The sequence below is a fragment of the Pseudomonas sp. CF161 genome (assembly GCF_000416215.1).
Classification (GTDB): Bacteria; Pseudomonadota; Gammaproteobacteria; order Pseudomonadales; family Pseudomonadaceae; genus Aquipseudomonas.
In genome coordinates this window covers 1-17,732 of the sequence record NZ_ATLP01000118.1, presented here as the reverse complement: position 1 = coordinate 17,732, position 17,732 = coordinate 1, and the positions used below count along the sequence as shown (strand labels likewise).

General features: G+C 62.6%; 18 protein-coding genes. 12 read left to right on the top strand and 6 right to left on the bottom strand.

Annotated features, from left to right (window positions below; translation table 11 throughout):
- The first annotated feature begins 116 nt into the window (after window positions 1–116).
- The 9 genes from CF161_RS28310 to CF161_RS28270 are packed head-to-tail and all read left to right on the top strand — an operon-like array spanning window position 117 to window position 9,596.
- Window positions 117–1,427, top strand: a complete 1,311-nt coding sequence (locus CF161_RS28310; protein ID WP_020300067.1) for an oligosaccharide flippase family protein — start codon at window positions 117–119, stop codon at window positions 1,425–1,427.
- A 40-nt stretch (window positions 1,428–1,467) separates the two neighbouring features.
- A complete protein-coding gene (locus tag CF161_RS28305; RefSeq protein WP_020300066.1) occupies window positions 1,468–2,451 on the top strand; it encodes a nitroreductase family protein in 984 nt (327 codons plus the stop codon).
- Window positions 2,452–2,485: 34 nt separating this feature from the next.
- Entirely contained in the window at window positions 2,486–3,610 is a 1,125-nt protein-coding gene (locus tag CF161_RS28300) for a polysaccharide pyruvyl transferase family protein (RefSeq protein ID WP_020300065.1), read from the top strand.
- 6 nt (window positions 3,611–3,616) lie between these two features.
- Entirely contained in the window at window positions 3,617–4,903 is a 1,287-nt protein-coding gene (locus tag CF161_RS28295) for an O-antigen ligase (protein ID WP_156882746.1), read from the top strand.
- Between the two features lie 2 nt (window positions 4,904–4,905).
- Window positions 4,906–6,003 carry a glycosyltransferase family 4 protein gene (locus CF161_RS28290; protein WP_156882745.1) on the top strand — a complete coding sequence of 366 codons (1,098 nt, stop codon included), beginning with the start codon at window positions 4,906–4,908 and terminating at the stop codon, window positions 6,001–6,003.
- Window positions 5,990–7,105: a DUF1972 domain-containing protein gene (locus tag CF161_RS28285; RefSeq protein WP_020300062.1), complete on the top strand. Its 1,116-nt coding sequence runs from the start codon at window positions 5,990–5,992 to the stop codon at window positions 7,103–7,105. Before CF161_RS28290 ends, CF161_RS28285 begins: the two co-directional genes overlap by 14 nt.
- A gap of 50 nt (window positions 7,106–7,155) precedes the next feature.
- Window positions 7,156–8,034 (top strand): glucose-1-phosphate thymidylyltransferase RfbA, encoded by an 879-nt coding sequence (gene rfbA, locus CF161_RS28280; RefSeq protein WP_020300061.1) that lies wholly within the window; start codon window positions 7,156–7,158, stop codon window positions 8,032–8,034.
- Window positions 8,035–8,086: 52 nt separating this feature from the next.
- A complete protein-coding gene (locus CF161_RS28275) occupies window positions 8,087–9,199 on the top strand; it encodes a polysaccharide biosynthesis/export family protein (RefSeq protein WP_020300060.1) in 1,113 nt (370 codons plus the stop codon).
- 37 nt (window positions 9,200–9,236) lie between these two features.
- Window positions 9,237–9,596 carry a VanZ family protein gene (locus tag CF161_RS28270; protein WP_020300059.1) on the top strand — a complete coding sequence of 120 codons (360 nt, stop codon included), beginning with the start codon at window positions 9,237–9,239 and terminating at the stop codon, window positions 9,594–9,596.
- 14 nt (window positions 9,597–9,610) lie between these two features.
- On the opposite strand, the gene CF161_RS28265 is transcribed toward CF161_RS28270, so the two are convergent.
- The 5 genes from CF161_RS28265 to fabF all read right to left on the bottom strand — a co-directional run bounded on the left by CF161_RS28265 (window position 9,611) and on the right by fabF (window position 16,160).
- Window positions 9,611–11,116: a hypothetical protein gene (locus tag CF161_RS28265; protein ID WP_020300058.1), complete on the bottom strand. Its 1,506-nt coding sequence runs from the start codon at window positions 11,114–11,116 to the stop codon at window positions 9,611–9,613.
- Between the two features lie 37 nt (window positions 11,117–11,153).
- Complete coding sequence (locus CF161_RS28260; RefSeq protein ID WP_020300057.1) at window positions 11,154–12,548, bottom strand: undecaprenyl-phosphate glucose phosphotransferase; 1,395 nt, start codon at window positions 12,546–12,548, stop codon at window positions 11,154–11,156.
- 455 nt (window positions 12,549–13,003) lie between these two features.
- Window positions 13,004–13,660, bottom strand: a complete 657-nt coding sequence (locus tag CF161_RS28255) for a helix-turn-helix domain-containing protein (RefSeq protein ID WP_020300056.1) — start codon at window positions 13,658–13,660, stop codon at window positions 13,004–13,006.
- Window positions 13,661–13,859: 199 nt separating this feature from the next.
- The gene (locus CF161_RS28250; protein ID WP_020300055.1) at window positions 13,860–14,588 is read right to left on the bottom strand and encodes a winged helix-turn-helix domain-containing protein; all 729 of its coding nucleotides are present in this window, start codon (window positions 14,586–14,588) and stop codon (window positions 13,860–13,862) included.
- A 303-nt stretch (window positions 14,589–14,891) separates the two neighbouring features.
- Window positions 14,892–16,160 carry a beta-ketoacyl-ACP synthase II gene (fabF, locus tag CF161_RS28245; RefSeq protein WP_020300054.1) on the bottom strand — a complete coding sequence of 423 codons (1,269 nt, stop codon included), beginning with the start codon at window positions 16,158–16,160 and terminating at the stop codon, window positions 14,892–14,894.
- A 123-nt stretch (window positions 16,161–16,283) separates the two neighbouring features.
- On the opposite strand from fabF, the gene CF161_RS28240 reads away from it, so the two are divergent.
- From CF161_RS28240 to CF161_RS28230, 3 genes are all read left to right on the top strand, one after another.
- Entirely contained in the window at window positions 16,284–16,790 is a 507-nt protein-coding gene (locus tag CF161_RS28240; RefSeq protein WP_020300053.1) for a helix-turn-helix domain-containing protein, read from the top strand.
- Between the two features lie 99 nt (window positions 16,791–16,889).
- Window positions 16,890–17,096 carry a DUF6021 family protein gene (locus CF161_RS28235; protein WP_020300052.1) on the top strand — a complete coding sequence of 69 codons (207 nt, stop codon included), beginning with the start codon at window positions 16,890–16,892 and terminating at the stop codon, window positions 17,094–17,096.
- A gap of 119 nt (window positions 17,097–17,215) precedes the next feature.
- A complete protein-coding gene (locus CF161_RS28230) occupies window positions 17,216–17,407 on the top strand; it encodes a hypothetical protein (RefSeq protein WP_020300051.1) in 192 nt (63 codons plus the stop codon).
- A gap of 115 nt (window positions 17,408–17,522) precedes the next feature.
- Here CF161_RS28230 and CF161_RS33235 read toward each other — a convergent pair.
- On the bottom strand, window positions 17,523–17,732 hold a 210-nt coding region (locus CF161_RS33235; protein ID WP_020300050.1), incomplete at its 5' end, for a hypothetical protein.

Here is a 17,732-nt window from a genome sequence, read left to right as displayed (position 1 = left end):
TCATCAGCAACTGGCCGCCACGGCGTTTAAAAAAGCTCGCGAATAGATCGTCGGTCAGTTGCAACTTCCGGTGTATGAATCTCTGAACTTCAAGGGTATGAAGGCCATGTTGGCAGATGAATAAAACAGCAGCGTTCAAGGCTATCTGCCTGCTCTGGTTCGGCTCCCTGGCCGGAGCCGGCTGTGCCTTTTTAACTCAGGTGCTGCTGGCCAGGACCTTGGGCCGTCATGACTTCGGCGCGTTTTCCGCGGCCCTTGGCAGCATCACCCTGGTCGCGCCATTGGCGGGCCTGGGCGTTGCCCAGTACTGGCTCAAGGCATTTGGCCAGGAAGGCTGGGCGGCGATCCGCTGGCTGCGACCGTCTTTGAGTTTTATCGCTCTCGGCAGTCTGCTGCTGATGGCCGCCATAGGCGCGTGGGCGCTGCTGGCCCGGCACGAGCCCCAGAGCCAAAAGCTGCTGCTGATTCTTTCGCTCTATGGCCTGGGGCAGTTAGCTGTGGAGTTGGTGAGCAGCAAGCTGCAAGTGGAGGAACGGTACCTGCACCTGGCGCTGTGGCAGTTTCTGCCGCATTTCCTGCGCTGCCTGCTGGTGGCGATGATGGCCCTGGCCCTGCCGCTGCCCGTGGCGGCGGAGTCCTACGCGGGAGTGTTTGCCGGGGTTGCCGGGGTGTTTCTGCTGTTGGCCATTGCCCCGCTGCGACGCATGGCCCACGGCCAGTTGCAGCTCCAGGGGCATGGGCCACGCAGCGCGCCATCGCCCGGGCACCAGGCGCCGGGCATGGGGCAGGTGATCGCTGGCAGTTGGCCGTTTGGTATCGCGGCGCTGTCGCACCTGATTTATTTCCAAAGCAACATCGTGTTGCTCAAATACCTGTCCGGCAATAGCGCGGCCGGGGTCTACAGCGTTGCTTTCGCCCTCATGGGGGCGGTGTATCTGCTGCCCGGCGTGATGTACCAGCGCTTCCTGCTGCCCAAGATGCATCGCTGGGCCAGGCAAGAGCCCGAGACCTTCTATCAGGTGTATCGCCAGGGTAATCGGCTGATGTTGCTGCTGGGCGTCCTGGCCCTGGTGCTGATTGTGCTGGGGGCGGATTGGGCCGTGTCGTTGCTGTTCGGCCAGGCCTATCAGGAGGCCGGCCCGGTGTTGAAAATCCTCTCGCTCTCGGCACCGTTGAGCTTCCTGGCGTTCAGCGCGGGCGCGACCCTGGTGACCCAGGAACACATGAAGACCAAGGTCCGCTACATGGCGCTGGTGGCGCTGCTCAACGTACCGCTGAACCTGATGCTGATTGCCCTGTTTGACGTGCGTGGCGCTGCGCTGGCGACGGTGCTCAGCAATGGGCTGCTGCTCTGGCTCTACGTGCGCGGTGCTCGACGCCTGGTGTTTCACACCCGGTATGGCGAGCCGTCACGGCGGATTTTTTGACATGACCGTTCACCACCGGCTTTCGGGAGCAGTACCCCTCATGATGGATCGCGTAAAAGTCTATGCCCGAACCCTGTTTGCCGGGTTCGGCTTCCTCTACGACCTGAGCCGCTTTGTGCGCTATGGCGGCTGGCGCTCGTCGCTAAGGTCGGTGGAGGCGCGCAACTATTACATGGTCAAGCTCTACCACACCCTGGAAAAGAGCCTGAGTTTCAGCCATCGCAAACCGGGCTCGGGCTGGGCCGGGGCTCAGGCGCTGATCCTCGCTTTGGAGCGCTCGTTCATGCTCCACGGCATTGGCTGTCACGACCTGCTGGCGATCTCGGTGTTGAAAAAATTCGCCGACGCGGAGCAGCCCCACCATCCGCAAAAAACCGCCTGGCTGTTGCAGCGCCTGTTGAAAGTCGAGGCCCAGTGCCAACAACCCGTGCCGTTTTTTCAACACAGCGGGGCGCTCGACTATGACCGCTCGGCGTTCGATAAAGGCCGCTTGCCGGCGCCTGAGCAGTTCTTTCTGTCGCGGTATTCATTGCGCGAGTTTTCGCCTGTGCCCATCCCTGTGGAAGAGCTGCGCCGGGCCCTGGAAATGGCCATGAAGGCGCCGTCCGCCTGCAACCGCCAGGCCTGGCACGTCTATCACCTCAAGGGCGAAATGGCCCAGCGGGCCCTGGCGTTCCAGGATGGCAACCGCGGCTTCGGGCACAAGATTCAGGACCTGTTGATCATCACCAGCGACTTGCGGGCCTTTGTTTCGCCTCGCGAACGCTACCAGCACTGGATCGACGGCGGGATGTTTGCCATGTCGTTGATCCTGGCCTTGCATGCCCTGGGCATCGCTTCCTGTTGCTTGAACTGGAGCCAGTCGGGCACGGCGGACAGCCGCTTGCGCAAGGCGATCAAGATCAGCGCGCAGCACTCGGTGATGATGATGTTGGCCATCGGCTACCCCAATGAACAAAACCGGGTCTGTGCCTCGCCCCGGCGGCCGCTGCATGAAATCTACACCCTGCTGTCGGCCCACTGATTCAGCCCCCTCAAGCCGCAAAGGACGCTGCCCCTTGAAAATTGCCTTGATCACCATCCATCACGCCAACAGCTACGGCGGCACGCTGCAAGCGTTCGCCAGCCAGAACGTACTGTCGCGCTACGGTGAGGTGCAGATTGTCGACTACAAAAGCAAGGCCCTGGCAAGCACCTTGCACCTGATCCGGCTGGACGCCAGCCCCCGTAGCCTGTTGCGCGCCGGCAAGGATGTGTTGCGGATCGGCGCGCGCCGCCGGTTGATCGCCAGGTTCAAGCAGTTCATGCAGCGCCACTACCAACTGACCGCCGCCTGCGCCGATGCGCAAGCGCTGCAAGCCTTGTCCCGTGGGTTCGATTGCCTGGTGTGCGGCAGCGATCAGATATGGAACCCGACCATCACCGGCGGCCTGGACCTGAATTACCTGCTGGCGTTTTCCCAGGCGCGCCGCAATATCTCGTTTTCCTCCAGCGCCGGTTCGTACTGCTATTCGGCGCCGGAACGGGCCCAGGTCGTCCAGGCCCTGGGTCGCCTTGACCGCATCGCCGTGCGCGAAGCCGACACGGCCCAGGCCTTGCGCGAGTTGTTGGGCACGCGGGTGGTCGAGCACACCCTGGACCCGACCTTGCTGCTGGACAAGCAACAGTGGCTGCACAGCCTCGATCTGCGGCAGCCGGCGCCGGTCGCGCAGGCGCCGTATATCCTCGTCTACACCTTGAAGAAAGGTCCTCTGGTCCGGGCCACCATCGAGCAGGTCCGGCGCCGGCTGGGGTTGGAGTTGGTGGCCATCGATCAGGATCCGTTCCTGGGCTACCGCTGCAACCGGCACATCATGGATGCCAGCCCGGCGGACTACGTTTCTCTGTTCGCCAACGCGGCTTTTGTCATCACCAACTCATTCCACGGCACTGCTTTTGCCGTGAATTTCGGCATCCCCTTTGTCACGGCGCTGCCGGAAAACGGCTTGAACCGGATCAAAGGTTTTCTCGACCAGATCGACCTCGGTGCGCGCCTGGTGAGCGACCTGGGCCAGCTCGATGCGCTGCTCGATCAAGCCATGGATTTCAGCCATAGCCACCGGCGCCTGGAGCAACTCAGGAGCCGCACCTGGCGTTACCTGGACGAGGCCCTGCTGGACTACCCGGCGGCGGGTGCCGATTGAATGCTCATGACTGATCAGCAGCGCGTCCGCTCCGGGCCATCGGGGTTCAGCCTGCAGTATCTGCTGGCCGTGATCATTGGTTTTACCGTGGTGTTCAACAACATCGAATGGTCCCTGAGCGGCAACAATCTGACCCTCGAGCGAGTATTGGGCGCGCCGATTTTCTGCGGCGTGGTGTTGTTGCTGCTGGCCTCCAGAGTCGCCCTGCGCCTGCCGACCACCGGCGCCATCCTCAGTGTCTGGCTGGCCCTGGCGTTCTATGCCTCGGCCTGCGGTCCGGTGCCGGTGTGGTCGCTGAAGATGTATGTGGGGCTGCTGCTGGCGGCGTCGTTTTACTACGTGGTGATCTGGCTCAAGGCCAACCCCTTCAGCATTTTCCGGTCCCGCACCTACTTGTTGCTGACCTGGTTTTTTGGCCCGGTGCTGTCGCTGGTTTATCTGCTGTCGATCAGCAAGTTCCCGCTGCCGGCGCTGGCGCTGCACTGGCTGCAAGAGGGCAGCGGGGGGACGCGTATTCGCGGCGGCATCTACGAGGCCAATCTGTTCGGGGTCTTTGTCTCGTTGATGAGCCTGACGGTGCTGGCCCTGGGTTACCGGCGCAAGCTCTGGTGGTGGGTGCTGGTGTTGGGCTTGCAAAGCTCGGTGCTGTTTTCGTTTTCGCGGGCGCCCTGGGTCTCCTACATCATTTCCATCGGCCTGTATCGGGTGCTGATTTACCCGCGCGCCTACCGCAACCGCGACCTGGTGAAGTACCTGCTGGGGGCTGTGTTGCTGCTGCTGAGCATCGGTCTTCTGGCGTACTTCATCGCCTCGGCGTTCGCCGATACCGAGCTGCTGAGTCGCACGCATTCGGCCAAGACGCGTTTCATCATGTGGGCCTTGGCGGCGAACTCGATTGTCGAGAACCCGCTGTTCGGCAATGGCATCTACAGCTTCAGCGAAATCTATTCCTTCGCCCCCGACCTGGTCGGTTCGGGCACCCACCGCAGCGCCTGGATCTCCAACTTGCCCCTGGCCATCGTCAACGATACCGGGGTGGTGGGTTTTATCGTGTTCTTCACCTTCATCGTTCTGGTGCTCCGGCGTTGCCTGCGCGCGGTGAGAAGAATCGCCGTGGACCCGACGGTCGATCGTTATCAGGTGCGCATCGGCGCGGCGTTGCTGGCTTTCTTCCTGGCGATGGCTTTTTCCAGCCAGACCATTCCTGCGCATTCGATTGCCATTTTCTGGGTGTGCATGGCGCTTGCCGAGCGCTTCTGCACCCTCAGCCGTTCCCTCAGCCAAAGAGCCTGACCATGCCTATGAAGAAGCTGGTGTTCATTCATCTGTTCAACGACCGCAGCGGCAGCCCCAAGGTGCTGTCGCAAGTCATCCAGGCGGCCACCCACCAGCGCATCCCCACCCACGTGCTGACCAGTGCCCAGGGCGAAGGCTTTCTGACCGGGCTGGGCGACGTGCAGCAGCGGCTGTTTTACCGACGCTCGGAAAACAAGCTGCTGACCCTGGGGTATTACCTGGTGTCCCAGGGCTTGTTGTTTGTGCAGTGCCTTAAATATCGGCGGCAGAACGTGGTGTTCTATCTCAATACCATGCTGCCGTTTGGCGCCGCCCTGGCCGGCAAGCTGCTGGGGATCCCGGTGTACTACCACCTGCATGAAACCTCGATAAAGCCCGATCTGCTGAAGCGGTTTCTGAGTCTGGTGATTGCCCGGACCTGCTCCCAGGTGGTGTTCGTGTCCCACTACCTGCACCGGGTCGAAGGTTTTGCCAAGCTGCCCCAGGTGGTGATTCACAACGCCTTGGACTCACCTTTTGCACCACGCTGTCGGATCAGGCAGGGCCCGGATTTTACGGTGTTGATGGTCTGTTCACTCAAGGTCTACAAGGGCGTGTTGGAGTTCCTGGCACTGGCCCGGCGCAGCCTCGACCACCCGCACTTGAATTTCACCCTGGTGCTCAATGCCAGCGACGCTGAAGTCGAACACTTTTTCCGGCGCCTTGGGGTGCCGGGCAACCTGACGCTGCATTCGCGGCAAAGCGATCTGTCGGAGTTTTACGCGGATGCCGACCTGTTGTTGAACCTGTCGCGGACCGATGGCTGGGTGGAAACCTTCGGCCTGACCATTCTTGAAGGCATGGCCCACGGCTTGCCGGTGATTGTGCCGCCGGTGGGCGGCCCCGCCGAGCTGGTGCGCGACGACGTCGAGGGCTACCTGATCTGCGCCTACCAGACCGAGGAACTTTACCGTGCGCTGTGTCGCCTGGCCGCAGACCCCGACACCTATCGGCGGCTCTCGGCCAACGCCCAGGCCCGGGCCGGGGACTTTCGCCTGGAGGCGTTCCAGGGCAAGTGCTCGACCTTGTTCGCGGGGATGCGCCATGCCCGTCAATAACCTCTACATCCTCGGCATACGCGGGCTGCCGGCGCAACATGGCGGCTTTGAAACCTTCGCCCAGCAGTTGGCGCTGTACCTCACCGCGCGGGGTTGGCAGGTGCATGTCTACTGCCAGGAACCGGGGCCGGGCGCCACCATCTACAGCACCTGGCGCGGGGTCCGGCGGATTCACATTGCGGTGCGCCAGGGCGGCGCGCTGGGCACCGTGGTGTTTGATTGGAAGGCGTCCCTGGATGCAACCTCGCGTAGCGGCCTGTTTCTGACCCTGGGCTACAACACGGCGATCTTCGGCTTGCTGCAACGGCTGAAAGGCCAGACCAACCTGATCAATATGGACGGTGTCGAGTGGCGCCGGGACAAGTGGGGCGCGCTGGCCAAGACCTGGTTCTGGCTCAACGAGCGCGCCGGGTGCTGGATCGGCAACCACCTGGTGGCCGATCACCCACAGATCCAGGAACACCTGGCCACCCGGGTGTCGGCGGCCAAGATCAGCATGATTGCCTACGGCGGCGACGAGGTGCTGGAGGCCGACGCAGGCCTGCTGGCGGCCTATGGCCTGGAACCCGGCAGGTTCTCGGTGATCATTGCCCGGCCGGAACCGGAAAACTCGTTCCTGGAAATGGTCCGTGCCTTCAGCGCGGCCCCGCGTAACCATCGCCTGCTGGTGTTGGGCGACTTCCAGCCTGAGCGCCATCCCTATCATCGACAGGTCATGCAGGCGGCCAGCGCCGAGGTGATCTTCCCCGGGGCCATCTACGACAGGGAGGTGGTCCAGGCGCTGCGTTTTTACTGCCGCTTTTACCTGCACGGGCACCGTGTCGGCGGCACCAACCCGTCCCTGGTCGAAGCCCTGGGCGCCGGCTGCGCGGTGCTTGCCCATGACAACCGGTTCAACCGCTGGGTGGCGCAAGACGCCGCGGCGTACTTCAAGGACGGTGCCGAGTGTGCGGCGTTGTTTACCCGTTTATTGGACGACGATGGCGCCTGGCAGCAAATGCGCGCGGCGAGCCGTGGGCGGTTCGTGCAGCGTTTCACCTGGCCACGCATCTTGCTTGAGTACGAGCAGTTGCTGAACCACTGGTACCCCAAACACCCCTGATGCCATGGCCCGTGCAGGGTGTTTTTACCCCGCTGTAAAGGAATCCCACTATGAAAGGAATCGTTCTGGCAGGAGGCTCCGGCACTCGCCTGCATCCCATCACTCGGGGCGTCTCCAAGCAGTTGTTGGCGATCTACGACAAACCGATGATTTATTACCCGCTGTCGGTGCTGATGCTGGCAGGCATTCGCCAGGTCCTGATTATTTCCACCGAGCAGGACCTGCCCGCTTTCCGCAACCTGCTGGGGGACGGCAGTTGCTTCGGCATCGAGCTCAGTTATGCCTGCCAGCCGTCACCCGATGGCCTGGCCCAGGCGTTTCTGATTGGCCAGCGTTTTATCGGCCACAGCCCGGTGGCGCTGATCCTGGGGGACAACCTGTTTTATGGGCATGGCTTCAGTGCGACCTTGCGCCAGGCCGTGCAGCGCAGCCATGGCGCCACGGTCTTTGGCTACCGCGTCAGCGATCCGCAACGCTTTGGCGTGGTTGAGTTCGATCAGCGGGGCAGGGCACTGTCGATCGAAGAAAAACCCCGGCAACCCAAGTCCAACTACGCGGTGACGGGCCTGTATTTCTACGACAACGATGTGCTGGAGATTGCCCGTCAAGTCCGGCCGTCAGCGCGCGGCGAGCTGGAAATCACCGACATCAACAATGCCTATCTGCAGCGCGGCGACCTGCATGTGCAAGTGCTCGGGCGTGGCTTTGCCTGGCTCGACACCGGCACCCATGACTCGTTGATGGAGGCTGGGCATTTCGTCCAGACCATCGAGGCGCGCCAGGGTTTGAAAGTGGCCTGTCTGGAGGAGGTGGCCTTTCGTCAGGGCTGGTTGTCGGCCGAGCAGTTGGCCAGGCAGGCCAGCGCGCTGGGTAAGACCGGCTACGGCCTGTATCTGGCCCAGGTGTTGGCCGGGGAGCCGGGGCAATGACGCACCTTGGCCGCCACTGCGAGATGCTGCCGGCGACGGACGCGCCGCCGCGATGATGGGCCGCGTGCTGCTGGTGCTGTTGATGGGCGCAGGGGCGCAGGGGTGCGTGTTTGCCCCGGGGCAGCATCTGGACCCGCGCGAGTGGCAAGGGGACGCTGCGCTTGAGGGCGGGCGGTTCGAGCTTATTCCCATCACCGCGCAATGGATCGCCCAGGAGGCGGCGACTCGTATCAGTTGGTCGGTCCCGGCAGAGCTGTTGGCCTATGAGCCGGACGGCTACCGGGTGGGGGCCAATGACTTGCTGTTTATCACGGTCTGGGACCACCCCGACCTGACCATTCCCTCGGGATCACAACAGCAGACCGAAGCCAACGGCCGACTGATTCGCCAGGACGGCACGCTGTTTTATCCGTACATCGGCAACGTCCTGGCTGCCGGCAAGACCGTCGAAGAGTTGCGCGGGTTCATTGCCCAGCGGCTGGCGCAATTTATCGAAAGCCCCCAGGTCGATGTCAGCGTCCTGCGCTTCGCCAGCCAGAGCGTGGTGGTATCCGGTGCGGTGAGCCGCGCCGGGCGCCAGTCGATCAACAGCCGCCCCCTGGGTTTGCTCGAAGCCCTGGGGGCGGCCGGGGTCGAACCGATGAACGCGGATTTTTCCGGCTTGACTCTGACCCGCGACGGTCGCGAGTACCGGCTGGACCTGGACAGCCTCAATCAGCCGCAATCGCAGTTGCACCGGGTCTACCTCAAGGATGGCGATCAGGTGTACCTGCCCTACAACGATCGCAAGCGCATCTACCTGATGGGCGAGGTCAACCAACCCCGGGCACTGAGCTTCAAGACCCGTTCGATCAACCTGATCGATGCCTTGGGCATTGTCGGCGGTTTGAACCAGAACACCGCCGATGGCAATGCGGTGTATGTGATTCGCGGCGCCGCGGATCCGCTCAGTGAACCGACCCGGGTCTACCAGCTCAATGCCCGATCACCGGCGGCCATGATGTTGGCCAGCCAGTTCGACTTGCAGCCCCAGGACATTGTCTATGTCGGGGCGGCGGGGGTGACACGCTGGAACCGCCTGATCCGGCAACTGCTGCCGAGCGCCACGCTGATCGGGGTGGGTGCCAGTTCCGCCAATAACCTGGGTGAAGCCAGCAGCCGGTAAGGTGCGAGCGTCACCCCAGCATCGGGAGTCTCGAACCATGGGTGTTGTGTTGCATTACTTGCTCAAGCGGCCGTTCTGGCTACGGGCCCTGGGCTTGGGCGTGGTGACCCTGGTGCTGCTGTGCGCCGGGTTACGTGAGCAGCCGATCGAGCAAATGTTCGCCGAGGAAGACAAGCTGCACCACTGGCTGGGTTTTCTGGTGTTTGCCTTGAGTGCGCGCCTGGCGTTTCCCCGGGCCAGATGGCTCTGGATCGCCCTGGGTTGCCTGCTGCTCGGGCTGCTGATCGAAGGGGTGCAGGCCTGGTTGCCGCTGCGCACCGCCTCAATCGGCGACATGCTGGCCAACAGCCTGGGAGTCGTGACCGGGTTGCTGATTGCCTGGCGCGGCATGCGTTGAATGACGGGCTCGGCTCAGATCAGGGCGATGCACTGCCAGGAGGCGATGCCGGGTGCGTCGGTACGGATAAAACTGATGCAACTGCCGGGGGCCAGCACTGTATAGGGCCCGAGGTTGCCCAGGGCAAGATTGCCGCCGACGGCGGCGACGCGCAGCGGATTGCCGTGCACCAGCAGCGTCAGGGTCTGGCCGGGCATGTGCTGGCCGGTGATCGTCTCCAGTGTCTGCCCCGGGCTGCACTCAAGTTTGACCATGGGGTGAGCCTTGACCTCCAACTGCCTCGTGGCCGGCAACTCCAGCGTCGGATGTACGCCCTGGGTGCTGACGCCAGGTTTGGACACCGCATCCAGGCGGATGCCGCCATGGCCGCTGCCCAGCACCAGGTTGCCGATGCTGCCGGCGGCAATCGGCGAGCGCATCGAGGCCATGCAGTGGCTGCCGCACTCCAGGCCAGTGACGACGTTGGCGAAGCGCGGCGCGATCAACTCCAGCCCGACCGACGCATGTTGTTGGCGGATGGCGGTGGTCACCGTTTCAAACCAGGGGGCGACCAGCACGATGTTTTCGCAGCGGTCGATATCCAGGCCGATACTGGCGCGCTGGAAGCTGGGGTTGGTAAACGTCAGGTTGTTGGGCCTGATGTCGAAGTGCGGGCTGAACCGCCCCAGGTAGGAGCCGATACCTTGGGGCCCCAGGCCGTAGACGCCATCGAAACGGCACTCGTCGAACTCGATATGTTCGCATTGGCCCATCAGCACCAAGGACCGGGCCGCAGCCACCGGCCGTTCGACCAGCACGTGGGAGACATAACCAAACTGCATGGGCGCCTGAGTGTCGCGATAGCCGCCCAGCAGTTTCAAGCCATCACCGGCAAAGTCCTTGATAAACAGCCGGCGCAGCTCGAAATCCCAGAGCCCGCCGTCGCTCCCGGCCACTCGGCCCTGCAGGCTGATGCCATCTTGCATGGGGTTGTGCAGGTAGTCGCCGGCCAGGGTCAGGCCTTCGAGCAACACGCCTCGCACCCTGCCGGCGGCCATGCGCACGAAGGTTGATTCGGTGCTGGGCAGTGCCCTGATCAAGGTCCCGCTGTGGGGCTGGACACCTTGCCGCCCGGCAATATGGCCCTGGCCGATCAGGCGCGAGCCGTCCTGCAGTTCCAGGTAGCGGGCATTGAACACGCCGCCGGGCATGTGGATCTCATGTCCCGAGGCCAGGGCCAGGTTCAGGGCTGCGGTATGGTCGAGCAGGGAGCGGCCGGTGGTGACGTCTTCTCGCTGCGCCCGGGTCATGAAATCCAGCAGGCTGTAGCGTTCGCGCAATTGATCGCCGACCGTGCGTGGCGGGTTGCCGGCGGCGGATTGCATAAACCCGATGTGGTCGGCGGCGGTGTCAGGGGTGTAGTTGATGGGCGGCCCTTGGGCATCGGCGGCGGGGCCCGCCAGGGTGAGTCCCGCGAGGCTCTGAGCGCTCACGGCGCAGGTGGTGGCGGCCAGTAACTGGCGGCGGCTGAGGCGGCGCATATGCAGTTTCCAATGTCAGGTGAGGTCGGCCCCGGCTTCAATAAATGTCTTTGGAGAACAGGGTGAAAGGGGTCTTGCAGAGGATTTTTATATCGAGCCACAGCGACCAGTTGTTGATGTAGGTGAGGTCGATTTCCACGCGCCTTTGCATCTTGTCCAGGGTTTCGGTTTCACCCCGGCAGCCGCTGATCTGCGCGAGCCCGGTAATGCCCGGTTTGATCCGGTGGCGGGCCATGTAGGCGCGGATCTTGCCGGTGTAGTAATCGTTATGGGCCACGGCATGGGGGCGCGGACCAACCAGCGCCATATGCCCTTGCAGCACGTTGACCAGTTGCGGCAGCTCGTCGATGGAGGTGCGCCTGATAAAGCGCCCGATGGCGGTGATCCGTGGGTCCTCGCGGCCGGCCTGGCGCACTTGCTGGTCGTGGTGCAGGCGCATCGAGCGGAACTTCCAGACCTGGATGATCTGGCCGTTCCAGCCATGGCGCGCCTGTTTGAAAATCACCGGCCCGGGGGATGAGAGCTTGACCGCCACTGCGATCACCAGCAGCAGCGGGCTCAAGATCAACAACGCCAGGGCCGCCAGGCCCCGGTCGAGCAGGGTTTTGCTCAGGGCCGCCGTGGGGTGGCTGGTCAAGGGGCTTTCATTCAGGTGAATCGCCGGCGAGCCGTTCATTTCGCTGACGCAGTGGTTGAGGGTGGTCATGCGCCCCAGGTCCGGCACCCAGACCATGTCGACGTTGGCGTCCAGCAGGTCGATGTACAGCGCTTCGACTTGCTTGGCTTCGGTCAGGGGGAGGGTGATGTACACGCGGCGTATCTGGTGAATCCTGATCAGCTCACGCAACTCGTGCAGGTGGCCGACGACCCGATGGGGGCAGTCGCGGCCCGACGCCGGGCTGGCGTTGGCGCGGATCAGGCCGACCAGAGGCGGGAATTCGCTGCTGGCCAGTTGGTCTGCCAGCTTCACCGCCAGCGGGTCGGTGCCGAGAATCAGGGTGTTGTATTGACTGTGCAATTGCCGGTAGTAGTGCCGGCAAAATCCATGCAGCGGCAGATAGAGCAGCACTTGCAGGCCGTAGCCGGTCACCGCCCAGACCAGGATGATTTCCCGGGAAAACAACTGGCTGGTCTTACTCAGAAAACCGATGCTGGTCAACCCGCTCAGGGTCAGCAACCAGCCCAGTAGCAAGCGCCCGAGGCCGGCACGGTAGCTGTGGCGCTTGTGGTAGACCTGCAGCAGCGAATAGGCCGGAAGCGACCCCAGCACGGTCAGCGCCGCGAGCACCCGGTAGTGGGGGGCGATTTCTCCGGTCTGGTAGAGCGTCAGGGCGAACAACCAGCCATTGACGGTGACCAGGGCGAGGGCCCATTGCCCCCAGAATGTCAGCCCCCTGGTCATGGGGTTGCGCTGAATGCGGTTATGGATCATGGCGGGTTCCCTCGGGCATACGCCGCGTTGTGCGTGTCGACCGTGAGTGACGATCACGCGCTGGGGGTGTTCCAGTACCACTGGCATTCGAGGTTTTATCTTTGGGCAGATAACGAAAGCCGACATAGAGCCTCAAGCAATAGTTGATTGCACTCGGCAGCCGGTGCCCAAAGAAAGACATCGTGCTTTGGTTTGATACATTAACGACACGACGCTGTTCAGTGTCTGACCAATTATAACGATTGCCTTATTGGCCACAGTTATAAAAAGAAGGGTGTTTTAAAAGAGTGGGCGGGCGTGGATGTGATTATTTTTATCAGCGGGAAAACAGCGGGTGAGTGTAATAAGCCATGGTGGCGAGTGGGCCCATGATCACAGGGTGTCATGGGGCCGTTAGTTCGGTTGTTGCTGGTTTAAAAAGCATCGGCCAGGCGTTGATGGTTTGAATGGGAGAGTCAGGCAAGGTGTATTCTTTGTGTCAGGCAGTAGCCCCGGTTTCTAACCGAGCGTACAAGGCGTTCGCCGTGGGCGGCACTCTTGAACTTTTTTTGCAATCGACTCAAGCACATTTCAAGACCGCTGTAGCATTGTGGGTCTTTCTCGATACGTTGAATCAAATCATCCCGGCTAAGTACGCGACACTCACTGATAACCAGTTGCGCCAGCATTAATGTCTCAATAGTTGTCAGCGTGATAGTGGTTTCAGCTGTAAATAGCGTGCGTGCGTCGGCATTGAACCACCACGTCTCCGAGTGGCTCCTGGCCTGCTGGGTTTGACTGATGGGCGTCACATTCTTCGCATCGGCCATCGGCTGGTGCAACGTACTGCGCACGCCAAAGCGGGCGATTTGTTGCGGTTTGGCGTGAACCGGGCCAGGGGGGCTCAGGCTTGGCTGGGTACTGTCGGGCAGAGCCTTGATCGCGCACGCTTCAACGGCGCACGCAACGGATGGTTCAGGTGGTAGATAAACGAGGTAGCGGTGGTTGGGGGGTGGGGGGGCAGGCTCGATTTCAAGCCTCAGGTACAGGTGTTGGCCAACCATCAACTCAATGGACGGCTGGGCCATCAAGGCTGGGTTGAATACCACTAATCGCTTATGCAAGGTGCTCATAATAGGGTTCCTTCCTAGTGAATGAGGTGCTTGGGACGCTGTATCGGCGTTGCTCGCTCAGTGGGTATCCGCAGCCGACTCAGACCGGTTGTGAAGGTGCAGGGCGTTGCCGATGGTCACTCAAGGTGGGGGAGCGGCGTCCGTTGAGGAGGGCTTCCCGGCGCTGGGGGCCGTGTTGGACGAACCCAGGGCATTGTGTTCAGTGTTTATTGATCTGCTTTAACGAAACGACCCCGCGCAGCAGTCGGTAGCCATACCCGCGAACGCTGTGAATGATGTTGACGCCAAAGTTTTTTTTGACTTTGTTGCGTAGCCGGCTGACGGCTTTTTCCAGAATGTGCGGGCCGTAGATCCTGATGTTCAAGTCCATGAGCTCGGCCATGCGGTGATGGTGCAGGATATTCCCTTGCGTATTGACCAGTGCGTGCAATACCTGAACTTCCTGGTACGTCAACTCAAGCTTTTGCGCGCCATTACATAAGTGCAGGCAGTGTTCATCGAGAGTCAGCCTGAGGGTGGGTTGCCATTCTTCACTCTGGATCAGGCTGTTAATCAATGACTGGAGTTGCTCAGGGTTGTTATTGGCGGTGATGCAGTGATCGGCACCGGCCCAGTAACACTCAATCTTGGCCTGTAGCACTCGGTAGTTGAGTATCGCCAATACCGGTTGCATTGAAGGGAGGTTGCGTATGTCTTTGATAAGTTGCACGCCCTTGTCCAGTGTGGCGGGTCTGTCGATGGTTACAACGACGATGCTGGCAGCTTGAAAGTTGGCGGGATGGCCATAGCTGTCCTTGGCGCTTATTAAATAAGTTTGCGTAAGGTTGGCAGCGGGCAGTTGTCTTGGTGGCTCCGTCAGGACCCAGACTTGGTCAGTCGCGAGAAGGTTCTTTGTAGTGCCCCTAGTGCTGTTCTCGGTATCCATCATGTAAATAACTCATGTGTGCTGGCGTCGCAATATTAATACACGAGCCACTGCATGAGGCTGACTTTTTATAACATTCACTTGACTAGCGGCGGGGGGCTGTCTGTCGGCTGTGGACCAAGTTATTAACGTTCATATCGATTGTGCAATTGCAATAGTTAAGTTGATTGTCAGAAATATCTTATATAACTATAGGATTATTCTTGGAGTGTCGATACGTTGGGTTAAATCCTGAATATCCCGCCGCCCCGGTAGCGGGCGGCGGAACTTCAGCGCTCGATCAACGCCCGTTGCAGGCCCGGCGAGTTACCCCCAGCGCTTGAACAGCACGCTGGCGTTGACCCCGCCAAAGCCGAAGCCGTTGGACAAGGCGTACTCCATGGGCCATGGACGGGCCTGGCCGCTGACCAGGTCGAGGCCGGCGGCGGCGCTGTCGGGGGTTTCCAGGTTGAGGGTGGCGGGCACGATCTGGTCGCGCAGCGCGAGCACGGTGAAGATCGCCTCGATCCCGCCAGCGGCGCCCAGCAGGTGGCCGGTGGCGGATTTGGTCGAGCTGATGGCCAGGCCGCTGCCGGCGCCGAACAGCGTCTGGATCGCCGCCAGTTCGCCTTTATCGCCGACCGGGGTCGAGGTGGCGTGGGCGTTCAAGTGCTGGATCTGCGCGGCCTGCACCCCGGCCTGGCGCAATGCCTGGAGCATGGAGCGGCGTGCGCCATCGCCATCTTCCGGGCCGGCGGTCATGTGATAGGCGTCGGCGCTGGTGCCGTAGCCCACCAGTTCCGCCAGCGGCGTCGCACCACGGGCCAGGGCGTGCTCCAGCTCCTCGATCACCAGCAGGCCGGCGCCTTCGCCCATGACGAACCCGTCCCGGGCCTGGTCAAAGGGCCGCGAGGCGCGCTGCGGGCTGTCGTTGTAATCGCTGGACAAGGCGCGGGCGGCGGCAAAACCGGCCAGGCTCACGCGGTGGATCGCGGCTTCCGCGCCACCGCATACGGCGACATCGACTTCACCGGCGCGGATCATCCGCGCGGCATCGCCAATCGCCTGGACCCCGGCGGCGCAGGCGGTGACCGGCGCGCCCAGGGGACCCTTCAAGCCATGGCGGATCGACACGTGGCCGGCCGCCATATTGCTCAGGAACGACGGGATAGTGAACGGCGACAGGCGCCGCGGCCCCTTGCTGTCGGTGGTGCGCACGGCTTCGGCAATGGCCGGAAAACCGCCCACGCCCGAGGCGATGATGGTGGCGGTGCGTTCCTGGGCCTCGGCGGTCTCGGGATGCCAGCCCGCCTGAGCCAGGGCTTCTTCGGCGGCGGCCAGGGCGAACAGGATGAAACGGTCCATCTTGCGCTGTTCCTTGGGCGCCAGCAGGGCGTCGGGATCAAAGCCGGCTTCGGGGTCCTGGCCGCGGTCCTGGACCTGGCCACCGATGCTGATCGCCAGGTCGCCGATCAATTCCTCGGGCAGGCGACGGATCCCCGATTGCCCAGCCAGCAGGCGTTGCCAGATCTGTTCGACGCCACAACCCAGTGGGGTCAGCGCGCCCATGCCGGTGACGACTATGCGTTTGTTCATGAGGGTCCAGCTCCTTCAGCGTTTGGGGGGAAGCGTCTTATGGACGTCACTATCATTATGAAAGTAACATGGCACGGCGATAAAAGTCCTGGCCCACCCCGCCCGCTCGTCCAAGGAGACCCCATGCAGCGCAAGACCCTGATCCACGCCGAATGCCCGATTGCCCTGAGCCTGGAGCGGGTAGGGGAGTGGTGGAGCATCCTGATCATGCGCGATGCGTTGCAGGGGCTGCGGCGCTTCGAGGAGTTTTCCCGCAGCCTGGAAATCGCCCCGAACATGCTGACCCGGCGCCTCAACTCATTGGTCGAGGACGGCCTGCTCGAACGCCAGGCCTACAGCCAGCGCCCGCTGCGCTACCAGTATGTGCCGACCGCCAAGGGCGAGGATTTCGCCGGGGTGCTGCTGGCCTTGGTGGCCTGGGGCAACCGCCATTACGCCCCCGAGGGCGAGAGCGTGCAGATTGTCGAGCGCGGCAGCGGGCGCCCGCTGCAACCGATGATGGTGGATGTGGCCGATGGGCGCCTGGTGCCCCTGGACCAGTGCACGGTGCAGGCCGGGCCCGCGGCCAGTGCCGGTATGCGCCAGCGCCTGGAGGGCCTGGTCCTGGAGAGCCCGGTCGAGACGCCATAAGCCGCGGCGGCCATTCGTCAGGTGCCTTGCACCTTGCACGCCGTGGGGGTTCTTAGCTGTAGGCCGGCGCTTTTGCCGAGCCCTGAGCAGGAGGTGCACATGAGTGCCAGAACACCCACCGGGCCGCGATCGTCCGAGCATGGTTCAGGTCAGGATGATCTGGGGTTCGATCCCGACTCCCCGGACCTGGCCGACCCGCAAGTCGACCCCATCGGCCCGGCCAAGGCGCCGCTGGACAAGCACGATGAGCCGTCCGAGCAGCGCTCCCGGGCTTACGATCCGCTGGCCAACCTGAAGAGAAAGTGAGGCGCCAGCGCCGGCGCCGTCCCGACGTCTGGCGGGCACGACCCGCCAAGCCGGGTGTAAGGTAGTCCAGGCCATGTACTCGGTCTCGGTCGAGATGGAGTGGCGATAAGGAGGTGACTATGAGCGTTGCGATGCTGAACAAAATGCATATCAACGGCTACGACGTGCTCAGCGTGAACAATGGGCCCTGGCGAGTCTGCACCCAGGGTGACCGCCTGAGTTCCTTCGGGACCCGGGAAGAGGCCCTGGCCTACGCCGCCTGCCTGCCGGCGCGCAAGGAACGACCGGCACTCAAGGCGAGCACGCGCTGAGCGATCATCCACTGGCCTGAAGCCTGCCCTCGCCACACCCCCTGTGGCGAGGGCGCTTGCTCCCGTCGGGGCGCAAAGCACCCCTGAAAAAACGAACGGCCGCGCGTGGCGCCCCTCAGTGACCTGATCCCCCCGCCTGCCCCTGCGCTTTATCCGGCGCCCCCACCCCCAGCGAGACCTGCCGCACCGGTTTGTCATCGCGAGTCAGGCGCGCCTGCAACACCAGCAGCGGCAACCCCAGGAAGTAGATCAGCAGCACCCCGGCGGCGATCATCTGCAACAGGCCCTTGCGCCGAGTCAGGGGCGGTCGCTGGCGCGGCGCCGG

Coding starts and splice junctions, on each gene's coding strand:
- CF161_RS28310 (WP_020300067.1), top strand. CDS start 117: ATGAATAAAACAGCAGCGTTCAAGGCTATCTGCCTGCTCTGGTTCGGC.
- CF161_RS28305 (WP_020300066.1), top strand. CDS start 1,468: ATGATGGATCGCGTAAAAGTCTATGCCCGAACCCTGTTTGCCGGGTTC.
- CF161_RS28295 (WP_156882746.1), top strand. CDS start 3,617: ATGACTGATCAGCAGCGCGTCCGCTCCGGGCCATCGGGGTTCAGCCTG.
- CF161_RS28290 (WP_156882745.1), top strand. CDS start 4,906: ATGCCTATGAAGAAGCTGGTGTTCATTCATCTGTTCAACGACCGCAGC.
- CF161_RS28285 (WP_020300062.1), top strand. CDS start 5,990: ATGCCCGTCAATAACCTCTACATCCTCGGCATACGCGGGCTGCCGGCG.
- rfbA (WP_020300061.1), top strand. CDS start 7,156: ATGAAAGGAATCGTTCTGGCAGGAGGCTCCGGCACTCGCCTGCATCCC.
- CF161_RS28275 (WP_020300060.1), top strand. CDS start 8,087: ATGATGGGCCGCGTGCTGCTGGTGCTGTTGATGGGCGCAGGGGCGCAG.
- CF161_RS28270 (WP_020300059.1), top strand. CDS start 9,237: ATGGGTGTTGTGTTGCATTACTTGCTCAAGCGGCCGTTCTGGCTACGG.
- CF161_RS28265 (WP_020300058.1), bottom strand. CDS start 11,116: ATGCGCCGCCTCAGCCGCCGCCAGTTACTGGCCGCCACCACCTGCGCC.
- CF161_RS28260 (WP_020300057.1), bottom strand. CDS start 12,548: ATGATCCATAACCGCATTCAGCGCAACCCCATGACCAGGGGGCTGACA.
- CF161_RS28255 (WP_020300056.1), bottom strand. CDS start 13,660: ATGAGCACCTTGCATAAGCGATTAGTGGTATTCAACCCAGCCTTGATG.
- CF161_RS28250 (WP_020300055.1), bottom strand. CDS start 14,588: ATGATGGATACCGAGAACAGCACTAGGGGCACTACAAAGAACCTTCTC.
- fabF (WP_020300054.1), bottom strand. CDS start 16,160: ATGAACAAACGCATAGTCGTCACCGGCATGGGCGCGCTGACCCCACTG.
- CF161_RS28240 (WP_020300053.1), top strand. CDS start 16,284: ATGCAGCGCAAGACCCTGATCCACGCCGAATGCCCGATTGCCCTGAGC.
- CF161_RS28235 (WP_020300052.1), top strand. CDS start 16,890: ATGAGTGCCAGAACACCCACCGGGCCGCGATCGTCCGAGCATGGTTCA.
- CF161_RS28230 (WP_020300051.1), top strand. CDS start 17,216: ATGAGCGTTGCGATGCTGAACAAAATGCATATCAACGGCTACGACGTG.